The following is a 20,894-nucleotide window of genomic DNA, read 5'->3' on the forward strand; positions in this document are numbered from 1 at the left end:
ATATGAATCGTGTATTTGACCGCTTCGATGCGTCACGGAGGAAGCGTGATTTCTCAAGAGCTTGAAGTCAGCCTGCATATGGCTTTCGTCGAGGCCCGTTCGGCCCGGCACGAATTTATTACCGTCGAGCATCTGCTGTTGTCGCTGCTCGACAACGCTTCGGCTGTCGAGGTCCTGCGCGCCTGCGCCGCCAACCTGGATGATTTGCGCCGCAACCTGCGCCAGTTCGTCTCGGAAAACACGCCCGTGATTCCGAGCGGCGCCGAAGTCGACACCCAGCCCACGCTGGGATTCCAGCGCGTGATCCAGCGCGCGATCATGCACGTGTCCGCGGGAGGCACCGGCAAGAAGCCGGTCACCGGCGCGAACGTGCTCGTGGCCATTTTCGGCGAAAAGGATTCGCACGCCGTGTACTACCTGCAGCAGCAGGGCGTCACCCGGCTCGATGTCGTCAATTTCCTCTCGCATGGCATTACCAAACAGCCACAGGTGGAGTCCGCCGCCGTGCAGAAAGAGCAGCAGACCAATGGTGAAGAACAGGGCGAATCGCGCCAGTCGCCGCTGGACCAGTACGCTACCGACCTGAACGCGGCCGCGCTGGCCGGGCGCATCGATCCCCTGATCGGGCGCGAACACGAGGTCGAGCGCGTGATCCAGGTGCTGTGCCGCCGCCGCAAGAACAATCCGCTGCTGGTCGGCGAGGCCGGCGTGGGCAAGACCGCCATCGCCGAAGGCCTGGCCTGGCGCATCACGCGCGGGGAAGTGCCCGAGATCCTGCAGGCCGCCCAGGTCTATTCCCTGGACATGGGCGCGCTGCTGGCCGGCACCAAGTACCGCGGCGATTTCGAACAGCGCCTGAAGGGCGTGCTCAAGCAGATCCGCGGCAATCCCGACGCCATCCTCTTCATCGACGAAATCCATACGCTGATCGGAGCCGGCTCGGCTTCCGGCGGCACGCTGGACGCCTCCAACCTCTTGAAGCCGGCCTTGTCGTCCGGGCAGCTCAAGTGCATCGGCGCGACCACGTATACGGAATACCGCGGCGTCTTCGAAAAGGACCACGCTCTGTCGCGCCGGTTCCAGAAGATCGACGTGCCCGAGCCCAGCGTCGAACAGACCGTGCAGATCCTGCGCGGCCTGAAGAGCCGCTTCGAGGAACACCACAGCGTCCGCTATTCCGCCGCCGCGCTGTCGGCCGCCGCGGAACTGTCGGCGCGCTTCATCAATGACCGCCACCTGCCCGACAAGGCCATCGACGTGATCGACGAGGCCGGTGCCGCGCAGCGCCTGCTGCCGCGCTCGCGCCAGAAGAAGGTGATCGGCAAGGTGGACATCGAGAACATCGTGTCCAAGATCGCGCGCATCCCGCCGCAGTCCGTCTCCAACGACGACCGCAGCAAGCTCGCTACGCTGGACCGCGACCTGAAGACCGTGGTCTTCGGCCAGGACAACGCCATCGAGGCCCTGTCCGCCGCCATCAAGATGGCGCGTTCGGGCCTGGGCAAGCCGGAAAAGCCGATCGGCGCCTTCCTGTTCTCCGGCCCCACCGGGGTGGGCAAGACCGAAGTGGCGCGCCAACTGGCGTTCACGCTGGGCGTCGAGCTGCTGCGCTTCGACATGTCGGAATACATGGAGCGCCACGCGGTGTCGCGCCTGATCGGCGCGCCTCCGGGCTACGTCGGGTTCGACCAGGGCGGCCTGCTGACCGAGGCCATCACCAAGCAGCCGCACTGCGTGCTGCTGCTGGACGAAATCGAAAAGGCGCATCCGGATGTGTTCAACATCCTGCTGCAGGTCATGGACCACGGCACGCTGACCGACAACAACGGCCGCAAGGCCGACTTCCGCAACGTCATCCTCATCATGACGACGAACGCGGGCGCCGAAACCCTGAACCGTCCGTCCATCGGTTTCGCCAATTCGCGCGTGGTGGGCGACGAAATGGCGGAAATCCGCCGCATGTTCACGCCCGAATTCCGCAACCGCCTCGACGCGATCATCCCGTTCGCGCCGCTGGACCGCGAAATCATCCTGCGCGTGGTGGACAAGTTCCTCATGCAACTGGAAGACCAACTGCACGAGCGCCGCGTGGAAGCCGTTTTCACCACGCGCCTGCGCGAGCATCTCGCCAAGGAGGGGTTCGATCCGCTCATGGGCGCGCGTCCCATGCAACGCCTCATCCAGGACACCATCCGGCGCGCGCTGGCCGACGAGCTGCTGTTCGGCAAGCTGGTCGAGGGCGGCACGGTCACGGTGGACCTGGACGACGAAGGCAAGGTGACGCTGAACTTCGACGACAGCGGCAAGCCGCCGTCCTCGGATGCGCCCGACAAGCAGGAAGTCGAACTGGTCGACTAGGCAAAAGGGCATGCCTCCCTCATGACCGCGGACCGCCAGCCGCTGATCGAGTGCGAACACTGCGCGAGCATCTATCGCCGGCATCGGCTCGAACCTGGCGAGACCGCCAATTGCGCCCGCTGCGGCGCCATACTCTGGCGCTACAGCGGGCTGACTTTATCCAATTGGCTGGCGCTCGCCATCGCCGCCCTGATCGTCTTCGGGGTGGCCAACGCCTATCCCGTCGCGTCCATGGCCGTGCAGGGCATGACGCAGCAGGCGTCCTTGCTGGACGCCATTTCCATCACCTGGCGCCAGCGGCACGAGGTGGTGGCGGTGATGACGGGCCTGGCGGGCTTCGCGCTGCCCCTGCTGCAACTGACCGTCCTGCTCTGGGTGCTGGGACCGCTGTCCCGCGGGAGCGAGCCCGTGGCCTTCCGGGCGGCCATGCGCCTGCTGGGCGTGCTGCGGCCCTGGTGCATGATTCCCGTGTTCCTGCTGGGCGTGCTGGTGGCGGTCGTGAAGCTGGCCGGCATGGCTGCGGTGTCCCCCGGGATCGGGCTGGGCGCGTTCGGCCTCCTTACCATCCTGCTGACCATGCTGGGCCGCCTGTCGCCCCACGTGATATGGCGCTACGCCGAAACCATGGAGGTGGTGCCGGTGCACGTGCCGCGGGCGAAGCCGGACGAGGTCCTGACCGGCTGCCACGTCTGCGGCCAGGTCCAGGCCCTGCCGCGCGACGCCGAAGAGGCCGAGCACCACTGTGTGCGCTGCGATGCGCTGGTGCACTACCGCAAGCCCGACCACCTGGCGCGCACCTGGGCGCTGCTGCTGGCCGCCGTGGTGTTCTACATCCCCGCCAACGTGCTGCCGGTGATGAAAGTCAGTTCGGTGCTGGGCGACAGCGCCCACACGATCCTGGGCGGCGTGGTCGAACTGTGGGAAATGGGATCCTGGGACATCGCGCTGATCGTCTTCATCGCCAGCGTGGCGGTGCCGCTCACCAAGCTGCTTGCGCTGATCCTGCTGCTCCTGACGGAACAATGGCGCAGCACGACCAATCTGCGTCCGCGCACCCGCCTGTACCAAATGGTCGAATTCATCGGCCAATGGTCGATGCTGGACGTTTTTGTCGTTATATTGCTTGCGGCGCTGGCGGATTTCCAGGGCTTGATGGAGATCAGCGCGGGGGCGGGCGCGGCGGCGTTCGGCGTGGTCGTGATCCTGACGATGCTGTCCGCTATGAGCTTCGACCTGCGCCGTAGCTGGGATCTCGAAGGGCAAAGTGAAATAGAATCAGCGCCGGTCGAAGGCCGGCGCCAGCCGGCGCCGGGCGCCGGCCAGGAAATGGGCTAGGCCGCGGGTTCCGCCCACGAAAAAGGAAGAATAGATGTCCGAGCAAGCCCCCGGGTCCGGTGAGGAGGCGTTCGCCGCACCCGCGATCTCGCGCAAGCAGAAGAGCCGGATCTCGTGGATCTGGCTGGTGCCCATCGTGGCGGCCCTGATGGGCCTGTCGCTGGTGGTGCGGACCTGGATGCAGGCCGGCCCCGACATCTCCATTTCGTTCAATACCGCCGATGGGCTGGAAGTCGGCAAGACCCAGCTCCGCTACAAGGACGTGACCATCGGCACGGTGAAGTCCATCGGCTTCAATGACGACCGCAGCAAGGTGGTGGTGCAGGCCGAGCTTGCCAAGGAAGTCTCCGACCTCGCGCGCGAAGGCACCAGTTTCTGGGTGGTGCGGCCGCGCCTGGACGTGAGCGGCGTGTCCGGCCTGGGCACGCTGCTGTCGGGCGCCTACATCGGCGTGGACGCCGTCGAGGGCAAGGACGGCAACAAGGCCACCAAGCTGCATTTCGACGGCCTGGAAGTCCCGCCCGCGGTCACGCATGACCGCGCCGGCAAGCGCTTCAAGCTGAAGGCGTCGGACCTGGGGTCCCTGGACATCGGCTCGCCGGTGTATTTCCGCCGCATCAACGTCGGCCGCGTGATCGGCTACGCCCTGGATCAGAACGGCAAGGCCGTGAACGTCGAGGTGTTCGTGGACGCGCCCAACGACAAGTTCGTCACCAACGGAACGCGCTTCTGGAACGCCAGCGGCGTGGACTTCAGCGTCAACGCGGACGGCCTGAAGGTGCGCACCCAGTCGCTGGTGTCGATGGCGGTGGGCGGCGTGGCGTTCGAGCCGGTCCTGACCGCCCGCGACGCCGGCGCGGCGGCCCCGGCCGATGCCCAGTTCGATCTCTATCCGACCGAGACGGCGGCCAAGGCCAATCCGGACGGCGAGGCGTTCCCGATCCGCATGCGCTACGACCAGTCGATCCGCGGGCTCGCGGTGGGCGCGCCCATCGATTTCAGCGGCATCACGCTGGGCAACGTCACGCAGATCAACCTGGACTTCGATCCGGCCACCAAGCGCTTCTACTCGCTGGTGGACGCCACGCTGTATCCGGAGCGCCTGGGCCGCGTGTTCGACGAAGTGCGCGAACGCGCCGTCCAGGACGGCGACGTGGCGGGCGGCCGCCTGCTGGGCGGCATGATCAAGCACGGCCTGCGCGCCCAATTGCGCACCGCCAATCTGCTGACGGGCCAGCTCTACGTGGCGCTGGACATCTTCCCGAACGCCAAGCCGGTCGAATTCCAGATGTCCGAGCCCGCGCTCATCCCGACGGTGCCTGGCAATCTGGACCAATTGCAGCAGCAGGTCAGCAACATCATCGCCAAGGTCGAGAAGATCCCGTTCGACAAGATCGGCGAAGACCTGCGCGCCACGCTGGCCAGCACCTCCAAGCTGATGGGCCGCCTGGACAAGCAGGTGGCGCCCGAGGCGCAGGCCATGCTGAAGCAGGCCAGGGAGTCGATGGCGCAGATCAACGCGCTGCTGGCTGCCGATGCGTCGCTGCCCGTCAATACCGAGCGGGCGATGCAGGAACTGGGCCGCGCGGCCCGGTCGCTGCGCGCCCTGGCCGACTTCCTGCAATCCAACCCCGAGGCCTTGCTGCGCGGCCGCGGCCCAGACCCGATCCCCGGCGCCGGTCCTGTCAGGAACTGAAACCCATGAATAGACGCCCCTCCCGCTGCGCCCGCTCGGCCAGCCCCTCCCGCGAGACAGCCTCCATCCCGGCGAAGCGGTCCGGGACGGCCCCCCGCGCCGTGTCCGTGCTGGCCCTGGCGGCCGCGCTGGCGGGCTGCGGCGCGTCGGCGCCCGTGAACTATTACACCTTGCAGGGGCCGTCGGCCCCCGCGGCGGCGGCTGGCGGCGCCCCGTCCGCTCCCTACCTGGTCGACGTGCAGCCGGTCAACGTTTCGACCCAGGCCGACCAGCCCCAGTTGATGGTGCGCACCGGCGACGGCAGCCTGTCGGCGCTGTATTCCGAGCGCTGGAGTTCGCCGCTGGGCGACGAACTGCGGGGCGCGCTGTCCGATTCGCTCAAGCGGGAACTGGGCGCCCTGGACGTGCAGATGGTCAAGCCCGGGCCCGGCGCCGCCGTCTGGCGGGTCCAGACGGACGTGCAGCGCTTCGAACTGGTCTCGGGCAGCATGGCGCAACTGGACGCCACCTGGCGCGTGCGGCCGGTCAACATGAAGGGCGCCGGGCTGTTGTGCCGCAGCGTCGTCACCGAAACGGTGACGGAAGCCGGCGTGCCCGCGCTGATCGCCGCGCAGCAGCGCGCGGTGGCCGGCCTGGCGACGACGATGGCCTCCGCCATCCGCGGCCAGTCGCCCGCCGGCACGGCCTCGGTCCAGGTGCTGGGCTGCTCGGCCCTGAACGACTGAAGGGCGCCCGCGCAAAACCCGCCTGATCTCAAGCGGTTAACCTAGGGTTAACCGCAATACAAACGCGGTTGCAACCTGTCTAGCATACGGTCCTACCCATGCTGGGTCCCGGCCCGGCATCACCTCTGCCATGCGACAGGAAGCAATCTCTTATGGCCAGCACGACCCTAGGCGTCAAAGTCGACGACGCGCTCCGCGACCGGCTCAAGGCCGCCGCGCAAAAGCTCAATTGCACGCCGCACTGGCTGCACAAGCAGGCGATCCTTGCCTACCTGGACAAGATCGAACGCGGCCACCTGCCCGCGGAAATGTCGCACCTGGGCGCGGACGCGGGCGGCGAGGACGAGGCGGGCGACGGCCAGTCGGCGCCCACGCCGCCGTTCTACGAGTTCGGCCAGGACGTGCAGCCGCAGTCCGTGCTGCGCGCGGCGATCACGGCGGCCTACCGCCGGCCCGAGTCCGAGTGCGTGCCGCTGCTGCTGGGGCAGGCCCGCATGCCGAACCTGGAAAAGATCCACGCACTGGCCGCGGGCCTGGTGAAGAAGCTGCGCGGCAAGCGCAGCGGCGGCGGCGTGGAAGGGCTGATCCAGGAGTTCTCGCTGTCCAGCCAGGAAGGCGTGGCGCTGATGTGCCTGGCCGAGGCGCTGCTGCGCATCCCCGACCGCGCCACGCGCGACGCGCTGATCCGCGACAAGGTCGCCCGCGGCGACTGGAAGTCGCACATGGGCGGCTCCCAGTCCCTGTTCGTCAACGCCGCCACCTGGGGCCTGATGATCACCGGCAAGCTGGTGGCGGTCAGCAGCGAACAGTCCCTGTCCAAGGCGCTGACCCGCCTGATCGGCAAGGGCGGCGAGCCGCTGGTGCGCAAGGGCGTGAACATGGCCATGCGCATGATGGGCGAACAGTTCGTGTCGGGCCAGACCATTTCCGAGGCGCTGGCCAACAACCGCAAGATGGAATCGCGCGGGTTCCGCTATTCCTACGACATGCTGGGCGAGGCCGCCACCACCGCCGAGGACGCCGACCGCTATTACGCGTCCTACGAACAGGCCATCCACGCGATCGGCAAGGCCGCGGCCGGCCGCGGCATCTATGAAGGCCCGGGCATTTCGATCAAGCTGTCGGCGCTGCATCCGCGCTATTCCCGCGCCCAGCGCGAACGCGTGATGGCGGAACTGCTGCCGCGCGTGAAGGCCCTGACGCAACTGGCCCGCAGCTACGACATCGGCCTGAACATTGACGCCGAGGAAGCGGACCGCCTGGAGATCTCGCTCGACCTGCTGGAGGCGCTGTGCTTCGAGCCGGAGCTGGAAGGCTGGAACGGCATCGGTTTCGTCATCCAGGCCTACCAGAAGCGCGCGCCGTTCGTGATCGACTACGTGATCGACCTGGCCCGCCGCAGCCGCCACCGCGTGATGGTGCGCCTGGTGAAGGGCGCCTACTGGGACAGCGAGATCAAGCGCGCCCAGGTCGACGGCCTGGAGGGCTATCCGGTCTACACGCGCAAGGTCTACACGGACGTGGCCTACCTGGCCTGCGCCCGCAAGCTGCTGGGCGCGCCGGAGGCGGTGTACCCGCAGTTCGCCACGCACAACGCCTACACCCTGTCCGCCATCTATCAACTGGCTGGCCAGAACTACTACCCGGGCCAGTACGAGTTCCAGTGCCTGCACGGCATGGGCGAACCCCTGTACGACGAAGTGGTGGGGCCGCTGGCGCAGGGCAAGCTGAATCGTCCCTGCCGCATCTACGCGCCGGTGGGCACGCATGAAACGCTGCTGGCCTACCTGGTGCGCCGCCTGCTGGAGAACGGCGCCAACACGTCCTTCGTGAACCTGATCGGCGACGAGAGCATCCCGGTGGAGCAACTGGTGGCCGATCCCGTCGAGGCGGCCTCGCGCATCGTGCCGCTGGGCGCGCCGCACGACAAGATCCCGCTTCCGCGCGAACTCTATGGCGACCCCCAGGACGGCGCCCGCGCCAACTCGGCGGGGCTGGACCTGAGCAACGAGCACCGCCTGGGCTCGCTGTCCGCGGCCCTGCTGGCCAGCGCCGCGCTGCCGTGGCGCGCGGCGCCGATGCTGGGCGAGGGCGGAGAGGCCTGGGACGCGGCGCGCGCCGTCGAAGTCCGCAACCCCGCGAACCTGCGCGACCTGGTCGGCCACGTCATCGAAACGCGGCCGGAAGAGGCCGAGGCCGCTCTGCGCGACGCCGCCAACGCCTCGCCCATCTGGCAATCCACGCCGGTGGCGGAGCGCGCCCAGTGCCTGCGCCGCGCGGCGCAATTGCTGGAAGAGCAGATGCAGACCCTGCTGGGCCTGATCGTGCGCGAGGCCGGCAAATCGCTGCCCAACGCCATCGCCGAAGTGCGCGAGGCCGTGGACTTCCTGCGCTATTACGCGGACCAGGCGGAAACGGAATTCAGCAACGACACGCACCGTCCGCTGGGCACCGTGCTGTGCATCAGCCCCTGGAATTTCCCGCTGGCCATCTTCACCGGCCAGGTCGCGGCCGCGCTGGCCGCCGGCAACACCGTGCTGGCCAAGCCCGCCGAACAGACTTCGCTGATCGCGGCGCAGGCCGTGTCCATCCTGCGCGCCGCGGGCGTGCCGCCCGGCGCCGTGCAGTTGCTGCCGGGCCGCGGCGAAACCGTGGGCGCCCAACTGGTGGCCAGTCCCGGCGTGCGCGGCGTGATGTTCACCGGCTCCACCGACGTCGCGCGGATCATCGCGCGCACCCTGGCCGACCGCCTGGACGACGCCGGCCACACCATCCCGCTGATCGCGGAGACGGGCGGCCAGAACGCCATGGTGGTGGATTCCTCGGCCCTGGCCGAGCAAGTGGTGTTCGACGTGCTGACCTCGGCCTTCGATTCCGCCGGCCAGCGCTGTTCGGCGCTGCGCGTGCTGTGCGTGCAGGAAGACAGCGCCGACCACGTGCTGACCATGCTGCGCGGCGCGATGCGCGAACTGACCGTGGGCAATCCCGACCGCCTGTCGGTGGACGTGGGGCCCGTGATCGACACGGAAGCCCGCAACGGCATCCAGCGCCACATCGAAGCCATGCGCACCGCCGGCCACCGGGTGGACCAGGTGGAACTGAACGGCGAATGCCGCCATGGCACCTTCGTGCCGCCCACCATCATCGAGATCGACCACATCGGCGAATTGACGCGCGAAGTGTTCGGCCCCGTGCTGCACGTGGTGCGCTACAAGCGCGACGAACTGGACGCCTTGCTCGATGCCGTCAACGGCACGGGCTACGGCCTGACGTTCGGCGTGCATACCCGCATCGACGAAACCATCGCGCACGTGACCGGCCAGGTCCATGCGGGCAACGTCTACGTCAACCGCAATATCGTCGGCGCCGTGGTGGGCGTGCAGCCGTTCGGCGGCGAATGCCTGTCCGGGACCGGCCCCAAGGCCGGCGGCCCGCTGTACATGTACCGCCTGCTGGCCACCCGCCCGGCCGGCCTGCCGCCGGCGCTGGACGCGTCGGCGCCGCTGCCGCAGCGCATCGTGCTGCCGGGCCCCACGGGCGAGACCAACACCTACATGGTCGAACCGCGGGGCGCGGTGTACTGCGTGGCGGCCACGGAACCCGGGGCGCGGGCGCAATGGTCGGCCGCCAGGCTGACCGGCAACCACGCCTGGTTCGCGGACACGCCCGCCGCGCAGGCGCTGCTGTCCTCGCTGGACGCCGAGCAGCGCGGGCAGGCGGGCATCCTGGCCGACGAAGACGTGGACGAGGCGGACTACCAGGCCGTGCTGTTCGAAGGCGATGGCGACGCGCTGCAGGCGCTGAACCAGCGCATCGCCCGGCGTCCCGGCCCGATCCTGTCCGTGCACGGGCTGACGCCGGACGCGATCGCCGCGGGCGCGGGGTACGTGCCGGACCGCCTGCTGGCCGAGCGCTCCATCAGCGTCAATACGGCGGCGGCGGGCGGCAACGCCAGCCTCATGACCATCGGCTGAGGATCGCGGGGCCAACTTGCCGGTATCCAAGGGTTATCTCCAATATCGGGCAAGGTTGCACTCGAACGAAAATCCGGTCGCACCTCAAATCCGGATGTCGCAACCCGACATCCGGATTCTGCAAAAGATGCATGCGCAAGACCTCGGCACCATCGGGGCTTGCGGTAGTGAAAAAAACCAGAGGCCTGGCTAAAAGCTCAGGTATAACAAGGTCTTAAGTCCGACACCCCGGAGGATATCCATGAAGTTCCGCACCACTTTGAAGCTCGCCGCCGCCAGCCTCGCCGCCGCCGGCGTGGCCGCCGCCGCGCAGGCCGCCGACGTCAAGTTCGGTTTCGCCGCGCCCTTGACGGGCCCGCAATCGCACTATGGCGAAGACATGCAGAACGGCCTGAACCTGGCCCTGGAAGAAGCCAACAAGAAGGGCATCAAGGTCGACGGCGAGCCGGCCAAGTTCGTGCTGGTGTCGCGCGACGACCAGGCCGATCCCCGCGTCGGCGTGCAGGTCGCGCAGCAACTGGTCGACCAGGACGTCGTCGGCATCCTGGGCCACTTCAACTCGGGCACCACGATTCCCGCTTCGCGCGTCTACCACGAAGCCGGCCTGCCCCAGATCGCGATGGCCACCTCGCCCGAATACACCAAGCAGGGCTACGAGACCACCTTCCGCATGATGACCAGCGACACCCAGCAGGGTGCCGCCGTGGGCAAGTTCATCGTCGAAAAACTGAATGCCAAGAAGGTCGCCATCATCGACGACCGCACCGCCTACGGCCAGGGCCTGGCCGACGAGGTCGAAAAGGCCGTCAAAGCCGCCGGGGGCCAGGTCGTGCGCCGCGAGTACACGACCGACAAGGCGAACGACTTCACCGCCATCCTGACCAACATCAAGGGCGTGGCGCCCGACGCGATCTTCTACGGCGGCCTGGACGCGCAATCCGGTCCCATGAAGCGCCAACTGGCGACGCTGGGCCTGAAGGCGCCGCTGGTCTCGGGCGAAATGACCCGCAGCGACACCTTCATCAAGCTGGCCGGCGACGCCGCCGACGGCACCTACGCTTCGCTGGCCGGCGTGCCGCTGGACAAGATGGCCGCGGGCAAGGACTTCGAGCAGCGCTACCAGGCGCGCTTCAAGAAGGCCCCCGGCGTCTATGCCCCGTACGCCTACGACGGCGCGTGGAACATGATCGCCGCCATCGAGCAGGCCGGCTCGGCCAAGCCCGAGAAGTACCTGCCGGTCCTGGCCAAGCTGAACCGCAAGGGCGCGACCAGCGAGCACATCTCGTACGACGCCAACGGCGATCTGAAGGAAATTTCGGTCACCATCTACGAAGTCAAGAACGGCAAGTGGGAGATGGTTGAAACGATGGTCAGCCAGGCCAATTAACGGCGGCCGACCGGGGCGGGGCGGCATGGCCGCGCCCGCCCGCCATACCGCGTGCGCGCCGTCCGGCGCGCGCGATGCGCGGCGGCGCGGCAGGCCCGAGGGCCGCCGCCGCACGATACGCGCGATTTTTCCAGGCTTATTTCCGCGGCCCCTATGGATATCTTCATTCAACAACTGATTAACGGCGTCACGCTCGGCAGCGTGTACGCCCTGGTCGCCCTCGGCTACACCATGGTGTACGGCATCATCGGGCTGATCAACTTCGCGCATGGCGACGTCGTCATGATCGGCGCGATGGCGGCCACCACGGTCGCCATTTCGCTGGTCGGCGGCGACCCGGGCGCGTCCGCCTTCGTGGTCCTGGGCGTGGGCCTGCTGGTCTCGGTGCCGCTGTGCATGGCGGTGGGCTGGACCGCCGAGCGCGTGGCCTACCGGCCGCTGCGCCGGGCGCCCCGGCTGGCCGCCCTGATCACCGCCATCGGTGTGTCCATCATCCTGCAGAACGTGGCGATGATGGCCTGGGGCCGCAACTACCTGAACTTCCCGCAGGTGCTCTCGCCGCAGGTGTTCGAGTTCGCCGGCGCCCGGATGAGCACGCTGCAGATCGCCATCGTGGCGATCGCCGCGCTCATCATGGGCGGGCTGCTGGCCGTGGTGCACAAGACCCGCCTGGGCACGGCCATGCGCGCCACCGCGCAGAACCGCGAAGTCGCCGGGCTGATGGGCGTGAACATCAACACCGTCATTTCCGCGGCCTTCCTGATCGGCTCGGCGCTGGCCGCCGTGGCGGGCATGATGGTCGCCACCTATTACGGCGTTTCGCAATACACCATGGGCTTCATGCTCGGCCTGAAGGCGTTCACCGCCGCGGTGCTGGGCGGCATCGGCAACCTGGTGGGCGCGATGGCCGGCGGCCTGCTGCTGGGCGTCATCGAATCGCTGGGCGCGGGCTACATCGGCGACCTGACCGGCGGCTTCCTCGGCAGCCACTACCAGGACGTGTTCGCGTTCTTCGTGCTGGTGCTGGTGCTGATCTTCCGTCCGTCGGGCCTCTTGGGCGAACGCGTGGGAGATCGCGCATGAGCGGAAACCTGAAAAGCAGCGGATTCTCGACCCGCAACCTGATCGGCATCGCGCTGATCGGCGTCGTGCTCGCCGTGCTGCCCTTCGTGATCGGCATGGCCGGGCAGAGCTGGGTGCGCATCCTGAACTTCGCCCTGCTGTACGTGATGCTGTCGCTGGGCCTGAACATCGTGGTGGGCTTCGCCGGGCTGCTGGACCTGGGCTACATCGCGTTCTACGCGGTGGGCGCCTACACCTGGGCGCTGCTGGCCTCGCCGCATTTCGGCCTGCACCTGCCGTTCTGGGCGATCCTGCCGATCGCCCTGGCCGTGGCCTGCCTGTTCGGCGTGCTGCTGGGGGCGCCCACGCTCAAGCTGCGGGGCGACTACCTCGCCATCGTGACCCTGGGCTTCGGCGAGATCATCCGTATCTTCCTGAACAACCTGAACGCGCCGGTGAACATCACCAACGGGCCGCAGGGCATCAACCGCATCGACACCTTCAAGGTGGGCGAATTCGCGTTCGGCCGCACCGAAAGCCTGCTGGGCTTCCGGGTGACGGGGCCGGAGAAGTACTACTACCTGCTGCTGGCGCTGACCCTGCTCATCGTGGTGGTGTGCGTGCGCCTGCAGAATTCGCGCATCGGCCGCGCCTGGGAAGCCATCCGCGAAGACGAGATCGCCGCCAAGGCGATGGGCATCAATACCCGCAACATCAAGCTGCTGGCGTTCGCGATGGGCGCGTCCTTCGGCGGCGTGGCGGGCGCGCTGTTCGCGTCGATGCAAGGCTTCGTCAGCCCCGAGAGCTTCTCGCTGATGGAATCCATCTCCATCCTGTGCATGGTGGTGCTGGGCGGCATGGGCCATATCCCGGGCGTGATCCTGGGCGCATTGATCCTGGCGGCGCTGCCCGAGTTCCTGCGCGCGGTGGTCGAACCCTTCCAGCAGATGGTGTTCGGCGCCGTGGTGCTGGACCCCGAAGGCATACGTATGCTGCTGTTCGGCCTGGCGATGGTGTGCGTGATGCTGTTCCGCCCCGCGGGCCTGTGGCCGTCGGCGGTGCGCAAGCGTGAACTGGCGACCAAGGCCCAAGGAGGCGCGGCATGAGCAAACTGCTGCAAGCCCAGGGCCTGGGCAAGCGCTTCGGCGGCCTGCAGGCCCTGTCCGAAGTCAGCTTCGACATCGAGCACGGCGAAATCTACGGCCTGATCGGCCCCAACGGCGCGGGCAAGACCACGCTGTTCAACGTGCTGACCGGCCTGTACATCCCCGAGGAAGGCTCCTGCACCTTCAACGGCGAATCCCTGTCGGGCAAGAAACCGCACGAAGTCGCCTACGCCGGCCTGGCGCGCACGTTCCAGAACATACGCCTGTTCGCCAACCTGAGCGCCATCGAAAACGTCATGATCGGCCGCCACATGCGCACCCGGTCGGGCGTGTTCGGCGCCGTGCTGCGCACGCGCGGCACACGCGCCGAAGAGGCGGCCACCGAAGCGCGGGCCCAGGAACTGCTGGAATACGTCGGCATCGGCCACCGCGCCAACGACGTCGCCCGCTCGCTGCCCTACGGCGACCAGCGGCGCCTGGAGATCGCGCGCGCCCTGGCGACCGATCCCAAGCTGCTGGCGCTGGACGAACCGGCGGCCGGCATGAACGCCTCGGAAACGGTGGTGCTGCGCAAGCTGATCGAGAAGATCCGCGCGGACGGCATCACGGTATTGCTCATCGAGCACGATATGAAGCTGGTCATGGGACTGTGCGACCGCGTGCTGGTGCTGGAATACGGCAAAGTGCTGGCGATGGGCAAACCCGCCCAGGTGCAGCGCGATCCCAAGGTCATCGAAGCGTATCTGGGCGCCGGCGCCGCCCAGGATCCGCTGATTCATCAGGAGCGCCCGGCATGACGGCAGCATCCCAACCCTTACTGGAATTGCGCGGCCTGCAGGTCGCCTACGGCGGCATCCGCGCCGTGCGCGGCATCGACCTGCGCGTGGACGAAGGCGAACTGGTATGCCTGATCGGCGCCAACGGCGCGGGCAAGAGCACCACCTTGCGCTCCATCTGCGGGCTGGTGCCGCTGGCCGGCGGCGAAGTGGTCTACGCCGGGCTGTCCATCGGCGGCCACAAGTCGCACGAACTGGTGCGCCGCGGGCTGGTCATGGTGCCGGAGGGCCGGGGCATCTTCGGCCAGCTCACCATCGAGGAAAACCTCGCCATGGGCGGCTACGTGCGCCGCGACGCGGCGCAGGTCCGCCAGGACACGGACCGGGTCTTCACTCTGTTCCCGCGCCTGGCCGAACGCCGCAAGCAGGCGGCCGGCACCCTGTCGGGGGGCGAACAGCAGATGGTGGCGATGGGCCGGGCGATGATCGCGCGGCCCAGGCTGCTGCTGCTGGACGAGCCCTCGATGGGGCTGGCGCCGCTGATGGTCGAGAAGGTCTTCGAGGTGGTGCGCACCATCGCCAGCGAAGGCGTCACGATCCTGCTGATCGAGCAGAACGCGCGGCTGGCGCTGGAGAACAGCCACCGCGGCTATGTGATGGAGTCCGGCGAGATCATCCTGTCCGGCCCGGCCGGCCAGATGCTGCACGACCCCAAGGTGCGCGCTGCCTATCTGGGCGAGACCGAGTAAAGCGCGGCCGCTGCAGGGCTTCGAGCTTGCGGATATTGGGGTCCTAAACCGCCGAGGCGGCCCTGCGCCATTCCGATGTTCGCCCCGCTGGGGCTGCGCTTCGGATGGCTCCGGGGGCCTCGGCTGACGGCGGCCTAATGCGTTGGTTCTTGCCCCTCGGTCATGGGCAGATGCCGTGAGCCGGTGGCCGGGCGGAGGGATCCGAAGCGCAGCCCCACCGGGGCGAGCATCGGAATCCCGCAGTCCGGCCGCCGGCGGCTCAAGAAACCGGCCTCACAAAACCGAACGTCAACAATCCAGCCAAAAATGTTCCAGGCCGGCTCGCGCCCGGTCAGGCCGGCAGCGGCTGCGCGCGCTTCCTGCCTATCATCAGCGCGATGACGGCGGCGGCCAGGCCCGTCGAGCCCGAGATCACGAAGGCCATCAGATAGCTGCCCTGCGATTCGCGGATCGCGCCCGCCATCCAGGCGGCGCTCGCCGCGCCCAACTGGTGACCCGCCACGATCCAGCCGAACACGATCGAGGCGTCGCGTTCGCCGAACGCTTCCGTGGTCAGGCGCAGCGTCGGCGGCACGGTGGCGATCCAGTCCAGGCCGAAGAAGATGGCGAAGATCGACAGGCTGTAGAACGAGAAATCGGAATAGGGCAGGTAGATCAGCGACAGGCCGCGCAGCCCGTAGTAGGCGAAGAGCAGCTTGCGGGGATCGTAGCGGTCCGTCAGCCATCCCGACGCGGTGGTGCCGATCAGGTCGAAGATGCCCATCAGCGCCAGCAGGCCGGCGGCCTGCACTTCCGGCATGCCGTGGTCGCCGCAAAGCGCGATCAGGTGCGTGCCCACCAGGCCGTTGGTGGTGAAACCGCAGACGAAGAAGGTGGCGAACAGGAACCAGAACGTGCGGGTCCTGGAAGCGCGCGCCAGGGCGCCGAAGGTGGCCGCCAGCAAACCGGTGCGCGGCGCCGCCGCGATGGGCGCGGCGTGGGGGTCGCTGCCGAACGGGGTCAGGCCCACGCTGGCGGGGCGGTCGGGCACCAGCCACCAGGCCAGCGGCACCAGCGCGGCCGCGGCGCCGGCCACCGTCCACACCACCCGGGTCCAGTCGCCCGACGAGGCCAGCGCCGCCAGCACGGGCAGGAATACCAGCGTGCCGGTCGCGGAGCTGGCGGTCAGCAGGCCCATCATGACGCCGCGGTGCCGCGCGAACCAGCGGTTGACGACGGTGGCGCCCAGCACCACGGCGACCGCGCCGGAGCCGATGCCCGAGAACACGCCCCAGGTCATGAGCAGGTGCCAGGGCTGGGTCATGTAGGCGCTGGCCGCGCTGGACGCCGCCATCAGGGCGAGGGCGCCGATCAGCACGCGCCGCAGGCCGAAGCGCTCCATCGCCGCGGCCGCGAACGGCCCGACCATGCCGTACAGGAAAATGCCCAGGGCGGCGGAGAAGGAAATCGTGCTGCGGCTCCAGCCGAAGGCTTCTTCCAGCGGCACCAGCAGCACGCTGGGCGACGAACGCAAGCCGGCCGACACCAGCAGGGACAGGAAAATCACCGCGACGACGACAAAAGCGTACTTCTGGCCGGCGCGCCGGAACGGCATGGGAGGGTGGGCTATACTCATGTTACTGACCGGTACGTATGCAGGTTTGCGAATAGTACGTACCGGTCAGTAACATGGTCAAGCGCTTTTTGGCGCCCCTGGTTTCAGGCGGGACCGTCCCGCACGGATCCGCCCTCGGAAAAGGAGCCTACGTATGGTCAGCAAGACTGCCGGCCCCCGTCCCGCCAAGCCGCCGCTGGCGGCCGACCGCATCCGCAAGACCGCGCGGGAGATGTTCTACCGTGACGGCATCCGCGCCGTGGGGGTGGACGCCATCGTCAACGAGGCGGGGGTGACCAAGCCCAGCCTGTACCGCAGTTTTTCCTCCAAGGACGAACTGGCGGCCGCCTACCTGCGCGACTACGACGCCGAGTTCTGGGCCCGCTTCGATGCCGCCCGCGACGCGCATCCGGGCGACCCGCGGGCCCAGATCCTGGCGTACCTGTCCGGCCTTGGCCAGCGCGCCGTGCAAAACGGCTACCGGGGCTGCGGCCTGACGAACGCGGCGGTCGAGTACCCGGAACCCGGCCATCCCGCGCGCGCCGTGGCGGTGGCCCACAAGGCGGAGCTGCGGCGGCGGCTCGCGGCGATGGCGGCGGAAATGGGGGTGGATGATCCCGAGGCCCTCGGCGACGGTCTGCTGCTGCTGCTGGAGGGCGCGTTCGTGTCCAGCCAGCTCTTCGGCGAAGCCGGGCCGGCGGGCCGGGTCGCGCAAATGGCCGACAAGCTGATCCAGGCGCACCTTGCGCCTTGAGCCGGATGCGCGAAAATGGTGCACGGCGTAGTGCCGGATGCACCGTTATTAAGCGTTTGTACCCATTGTGCAACGAACAAAAAAATGCTTGGAAGTTTTTATTGCGACGCAGCAAACACAGATCTAAGATGGACTCGTGTTGTTCCACATCGCGCTTTTCTCAAGGAGAGAATCATGAGCGATACCGCAATGAAGAACGCCCGCATGTCGGATGAGCTGGAGCGGTCCCTGATCCGCGACGCCATCGAGGCGGAGAGCCTGTCCGGCCCGCACGGCCGCGGCGGCTGGCGGCGCCTGAAGCTGCGCCTGGCCGCGCTGGGCGGGGCGGTGGGCGAAGTCCTGCACGATATGGACGCAGGCCGGCAGCAGCACCCGGTGGTCTCCGCCTACCACTGAGCAGTCCCTTCCCAAGAAAACCCAGGATGCGTCCTGGGTTTTTTTTTGTCGCTGGTCTGGGCGGCCCCAAGACAAAAACACCGAATCCGGCATGCCGGTGAGCGTGCATGTGACATAAACAGCCCACTGGACCGTGTCGCTGTCCATGCGCGATGTCCATACTTGGGACTATCCAGTGCGCCAAGCTGCCTCGGCAGCTTGATCCTATTGATGTTTATTCGTCAATAAACGAAAATGACTTCCTACAGGATTGAACACTACCTGACGGTTGACGAGCAGGAAGACCTTTACCTGGAGTGGCTAAGTCGCTTGCGTGATCGCCAGGCAAAGGTAGCAGTGATCCGGCGAATGAACCGGATCGAGCAAGGCAACTTGGGCGACCACAAATTCTGCCGTGATGGCGTTTGGGAGTTGCGGATCGACGTCGGGCCGGGCTATCGCGTGTACTACGCCCAGGTGGGGCAGCGCATCGTGCTGCTGCTTTGCGGTGGCGACAAGCATAGGCAGAACGCCGATATCGACCGGGCTGTGGGCTATTGGCAGGACTGGCAGCGGAGAAACGACGATGAGAAGCAGAGGACATGATGAAGCGATGGCCGAGCTGTATCGCAGCGATCCGGCGCTGGCGCTGGAGGTGATCAACGGTATTCTGGAAGATGGCGATCAGGCGGAACTGCTGACCGTGCTGCGTCAGCTTGCACAGGCATTTGGAGGTGTGCAGGCGGTGGCGGAACAGGCGCGATTGAATCCGACGCAGCTTTACCGGACGCTTTCGCCGAAGGGGAATCCTGCATTGAGCAGTCTGGCGGCCATTCTCAAGGCGATGGGGTTGCGGTTGGCTGTACAGCCGATAGGTTCGTCTGCGTCCATCCATACGGCTTGATGCAGGAGCATGCCCGTGTGATCGGGCGGGCTGCGGCGCCCGCTCGGTGAACTCGTTGAGGGCGGCCATGGCATTGGCCGAAATAGTCTGAGTGAGTTGTCCGGCCCTATCGGGACTTTTAATTTAGATTGTGCTAAATTAAGAAAAATCTGAATTAAGCACGCGCGCCTATCTCCCCAAAACATGACCCAACGCAAATCCGACATCGAAGTTCTGCAGGACAGTGCCGTGCAGGCCGCGGCATTGCTGCAGGCCGTCGGCAACCCCAACCGCCTGCTGGTGCTGTGCCTGCTGATCGCCCAGGGCGAGATGAGCGTCGGGGCGCTCAACGAGATGGTGCCCCTGAGCCCGTCGGCGCTCTCGCAGCACCTCGCGCGGATGCGCGAGGAAGGGCTGGTGGCCTACCGGCGCGAGGCGCAGACGCTGTACTACCGCATCGATGACCCGAACGTGGCCAAGCTCATCGCCACGCTCAAGGACATCTTCTGCCCCTGATTCATTGAGCTGTTTTCCCTTTCACCTTTCGCAGGAGTTCTCATGAAATCGAATGTAGGCGGCGTGGACCGTGTAGTGCGCGTCGTGGCCGGAATCGTGCTGATTGCGCTGGCCGCGACGAATACCGTGGGCTGGTGGGGATGGCTGGGAGTGCTGCCGCTGCTCACCGGATTGGCGGGCTTTTGCCCCTTTTATCCGCTGCTGGGGCTCAGCACTTGCCCGCTGAAGAAAGGCAAGTGAACCGATAGGCGCATCCCTGCAAGGGCCGCCCTGGGGCGGCCCTTATCGTTGCGGCGGAAGCGGGCGCGCGGGTCACGCCACCATGTCGACCAGCAGGTAGCCGTCCAGCGCCATGATGCATGCCGTCGCCGCCATCGCGGCCCAGGCCCAGGCGCCGCGCAGGGCGTAGCGCCCCATCAGGTCCTTGCGCCGGGCCAGCGCCACCAGCGGGCCCAGCGCGAAAGGCAGGGCCAGGCTCAGGATCACCTGGCTCAGCACCAGCAGCCCGTCCGGATCCTGGCCGCCCGTGAAAGCCAGCAGGGCCGCGGCCGCGCCGCCCGCGGCCACGCGCGTGGCCAGCGCGCGCCGGCGGTCGGACCAGCCGTGGCCGACCTGGAACCCGTTGGACAGGATGCGGCCGGCCAGCACGCCGGTGAGGGTGGAGCTTTGCCCCGCGGCGTACAGCGCCACCGCGAACACGACGGCCGCGCCGACGCCCAGCGTGCGGCCGATCACCGCGTGCGCGTCGTCCAGGCTGGACACCATCATGCCGGCGCCCGACAGGGACGCCGCGGCCACGATCATGATGGCCGCGTTGATCAGCATGGCCACGCCCAGCGACACGACGGTGTCGTTGCGCGCCACGCGCATGGCGAGGCCGCGCGCGGCCGGCGGCAGTTGCTGCGCGCGCTGCGCGAGCGTGCCGGAATGCAGGTACAGATTGTGCGGCATGAGGGTGGCGCCCAGGATGCCCAGCGCGATCAGGAAGCCTTGCGGATCGCGCAGCGCATGGCCGGTCCGGGCGACGCCGTGCGCCACTTCGGTCCAGGCCGGGTTGGCCTTGAACAGCAGGAACACGAACGACATCGCCACGACCGCCAGCAGGACGGCGATGACGCGCTCGTGCCGGTCGGCGTTGCCGCGCGCGAGCGCCAGCACCGCGAAGGTGCCGACGCCGGTGACGGCGACGCCGGCGATCAGCGGCAGGCCGAAGAGCAGCCGCAAGGCGATGGCGCCGCCCACGAGTTCGGCCAGGGCCGTGGCGAGAATGGCGGCTTCGCCGGCCAGCCAGGCGGCCCGGGACAGGCGCGGGGAGAGATGGCGGGCCGTCAGCGTGGCCAGGTCCTGGCCGGTGGCGAGCGCCAGGCGCGACACCAGGATCTGGAAGCCCAGCGCCAGGACGGCGGACACGATGACGACCATCAGCAGGCCGTAGCCGAAGCCGCTGCCGCCCGCAATGTCCGTGGCCCAGTTGCCCGGGTCGATGTATCCCACGGCCACCAGGATGCCGGATCCGATCATGCGGCGCAGGTTGGCCGACACCTGGACGTCTTGCGCCAGGACGGCCTTGCCGCCCGATATCGCGTAGATGAAACGGGTCATGA

General features: G+C 67.6%; 18 protein-coding genes. 16 read left to right on the plus strand and 2 right to left on the minus strand.

What is annotated here, in order from left to right; translation table 11 throughout:
• Nucleotides 1-45 precede the first annotated feature (45 nt).
• The 10 genes from clpA (at nucleotide 46) to AVE30378_RS03665 (ending at nucleotide 15,168) form a co-directional block, all read left to right on the plus strand.
• Nucleotides 46-2,358 (plus strand): ATP-dependent Clp protease ATP-binding subunit ClpA, encoded by a 2,313-nt coding sequence (gene clpA, locus AVE30378_RS03620; protein ID WP_165360067.1) that lies wholly within the window; start codon nucleotides 46-48, stop codon nucleotides 2,356-2,358.
• Nucleotides 2,359-2,379: 21 nt separating this feature from the next.
• Nucleotides 2,380-3,693: a paraquat-inducible protein A gene (locus AVE30378_RS03625; protein ID WP_129239406.1), complete on the plus strand. Its 1,314-nt coding sequence runs from the start codon at nucleotides 2,380-2,382 to the stop codon at nucleotides 3,691-3,693.
• Between the two features lie 34 nt (nucleotides 3,694-3,727).
• Nucleotides 3,728-5,389, plus strand: a complete 1,662-nt coding sequence (locus tag AVE30378_RS03630; RefSeq protein ID WP_129239407.1) for a PqiB family protein — start codon at nucleotides 3,728-3,730, stop codon at nucleotides 5,387-5,389.
• Nucleotides 5,390-5,394: 5 nt separating this feature from the next.
• On the plus strand, nucleotides 5,395-6,114 hold the full coding sequence (locus AVE30378_RS03635) for a PqiC family protein (RefSeq protein WP_129239408.1): 720 nt from the start codon (nucleotides 5,395-5,397) through the stop codon (nucleotides 6,112-6,114).
• A 152-nt stretch (nucleotides 6,115-6,266) separates the two neighbouring features.
• On the plus strand, nucleotides 6,267-10,088 hold the full coding sequence (putA, locus tag AVE30378_RS03640) for a trifunctional transcriptional regulator/proline dehydrogenase/L-glutamate gamma-semialdehyde dehydrogenase (protein WP_129239409.1): 3,822 nt from the start codon (nucleotides 6,267-6,269) through the stop codon (nucleotides 10,086-10,088).
• Between the two features lie 241 nt (nucleotides 10,089-10,329).
• Nucleotides 10,330-11,475 carry a branched-chain amino acid ABC transporter substrate-binding protein gene (locus AVE30378_RS03645; RefSeq protein ID WP_129239410.1) on the plus strand — a complete coding sequence of 382 codons (1,146 nt, stop codon included), beginning with the start codon at nucleotides 10,330-10,332 and terminating at the stop codon, nucleotides 11,473-11,475.
• A 231-nt stretch (nucleotides 11,476-11,706) separates the two neighbouring features.
• On the plus strand, nucleotides 11,707-12,558 hold the full coding sequence (locus tag AVE30378_RS03650) for a branched-chain amino acid ABC transporter permease (protein WP_425265773.1): 852 nt from the start codon (nucleotides 11,707-11,709) through the stop codon (nucleotides 12,556-12,558).
• Complete coding sequence (locus AVE30378_RS03655; RefSeq protein WP_129239412.1) at nucleotides 12,555-13,643, plus strand: ABC transporter permease subunit; 1,089 nt, start codon at nucleotides 12,555-12,557, stop codon at nucleotides 13,641-13,643. Before AVE30378_RS03650 ends, AVE30378_RS03655 begins: the two co-directional genes overlap by 4 nt.
• Nucleotides 13,640-14,440, plus strand: a complete 801-nt coding sequence (locus tag AVE30378_RS03660) for an ABC transporter ATP-binding protein (RefSeq protein ID WP_129239413.1) — start codon at nucleotides 13,640-13,642, stop codon at nucleotides 14,438-14,440. Before AVE30378_RS03655 ends, AVE30378_RS03660 begins: the two co-directional genes overlap by 4 nt.
• Nucleotides 14,437-15,168, plus strand: coding sequence for an ABC transporter ATP-binding protein (locus AVE30378_RS03665; protein WP_129239414.1), 732 nt, complete (start codon nucleotides 14,437-14,439; stop codon nucleotides 15,166-15,168). The genes AVE30378_RS03660 and AVE30378_RS03665 overlap by 4 nt, the downstream gene beginning before the upstream one ends.
• Before the next feature lie 331 nt (nucleotides 15,169-15,499).
• On the opposite strand, the gene AVE30378_RS03670 is transcribed toward AVE30378_RS03665, so the two are convergent.
• Complete coding sequence (locus tag AVE30378_RS03670; protein ID WP_129239415.1) at nucleotides 15,500-16,783, minus strand: MFS transporter; 1,284 nt, start codon at nucleotides 16,781-16,783, stop codon at nucleotides 15,500-15,502.
• 133 nt (nucleotides 16,784-16,916) lie between these two features.
• Between AVE30378_RS03670 and AVE30378_RS03675 the strand changes: the two genes are divergently transcribed.
• The 6 genes from AVE30378_RS03675 to AVE30378_RS03700 all read left to right on the plus strand — a co-directional run bounded on the left by AVE30378_RS03675 (nucleotide 16,917) and on the right by AVE30378_RS03700 (nucleotide 19,530).
• Nucleotides 16,917-17,516 carry a TetR/AcrR family transcriptional regulator gene (locus AVE30378_RS03675; RefSeq protein WP_129239416.1) on the plus strand — a complete coding sequence of 200 codons (600 nt, stop codon included), beginning with the start codon at nucleotides 16,917-16,919 and terminating at the stop codon, nucleotides 17,514-17,516.
• Nucleotides 17,517-17,690: 174 nt separating this feature from the next.
• Nucleotides 17,691-17,912, plus strand: coding sequence for an XRE family transcriptional regulator (locus AVE30378_RS03680; protein ID WP_129239417.1), 222 nt, complete (start codon nucleotides 17,691-17,693; stop codon nucleotides 17,910-17,912).
• Between the two features lie 234 nt (nucleotides 17,913-18,146).
• Entirely contained in the window at nucleotides 18,147-18,497 is a 351-nt protein-coding gene (locus tag AVE30378_RS03685) for a type II toxin-antitoxin system RelE/ParE family toxin (protein ID WP_129239418.1), read from the plus strand.
• Complete coding sequence (locus AVE30378_RS03690; protein WP_129239419.1) at nucleotides 18,478-18,795, plus strand: helix-turn-helix domain-containing transcriptional regulator; 318 nt, start codon at nucleotides 18,478-18,480, stop codon at nucleotides 18,793-18,795. Before AVE30378_RS03685 ends, AVE30378_RS03690 begins: the two co-directional genes overlap by 20 nt.
• A gap of 183 nt (nucleotides 18,796-18,978) precedes the next feature.
• Entirely contained in the window at nucleotides 18,979-19,290 is a 312-nt protein-coding gene (locus AVE30378_RS03695) for an ArsR/SmtB family transcription factor (RefSeq protein WP_129239420.1), read from the plus strand.
• A gap of 42 nt (nucleotides 19,291-19,332) precedes the next feature.
• Nucleotides 19,333-19,530, plus strand: a complete 198-nt coding sequence (locus tag AVE30378_RS03700; RefSeq protein ID WP_129239421.1) for a YgaP family membrane protein — start codon at nucleotides 19,333-19,335, stop codon at nucleotides 19,528-19,530.
• Nucleotides 19,531-19,602: 72 nt separating this feature from the next.
• On the opposite strand, the gene AVE30378_RS03705 is transcribed toward AVE30378_RS03700, so the two are convergent.
• A complete protein-coding gene (locus AVE30378_RS03705) occupies nucleotides 19,603-20,892 on the minus strand; it encodes an Nramp family divalent metal transporter (protein WP_129239422.1) in 1,290 nt (429 codons plus the stop codon).
• Between the last annotated feature and the right edge of the window lie 2 nt (nucleotides 20,893-20,894).

The sequence above is a fragment of the Achromobacter veterisilvae genome (genome assembly GCF_900496975.1).
Taxonomy (GTDB): domain Bacteria; phylum Pseudomonadota; class Gammaproteobacteria; order Burkholderiales; family Burkholderiaceae_B; genus Achromobacter; species Achromobacter veterisilvae.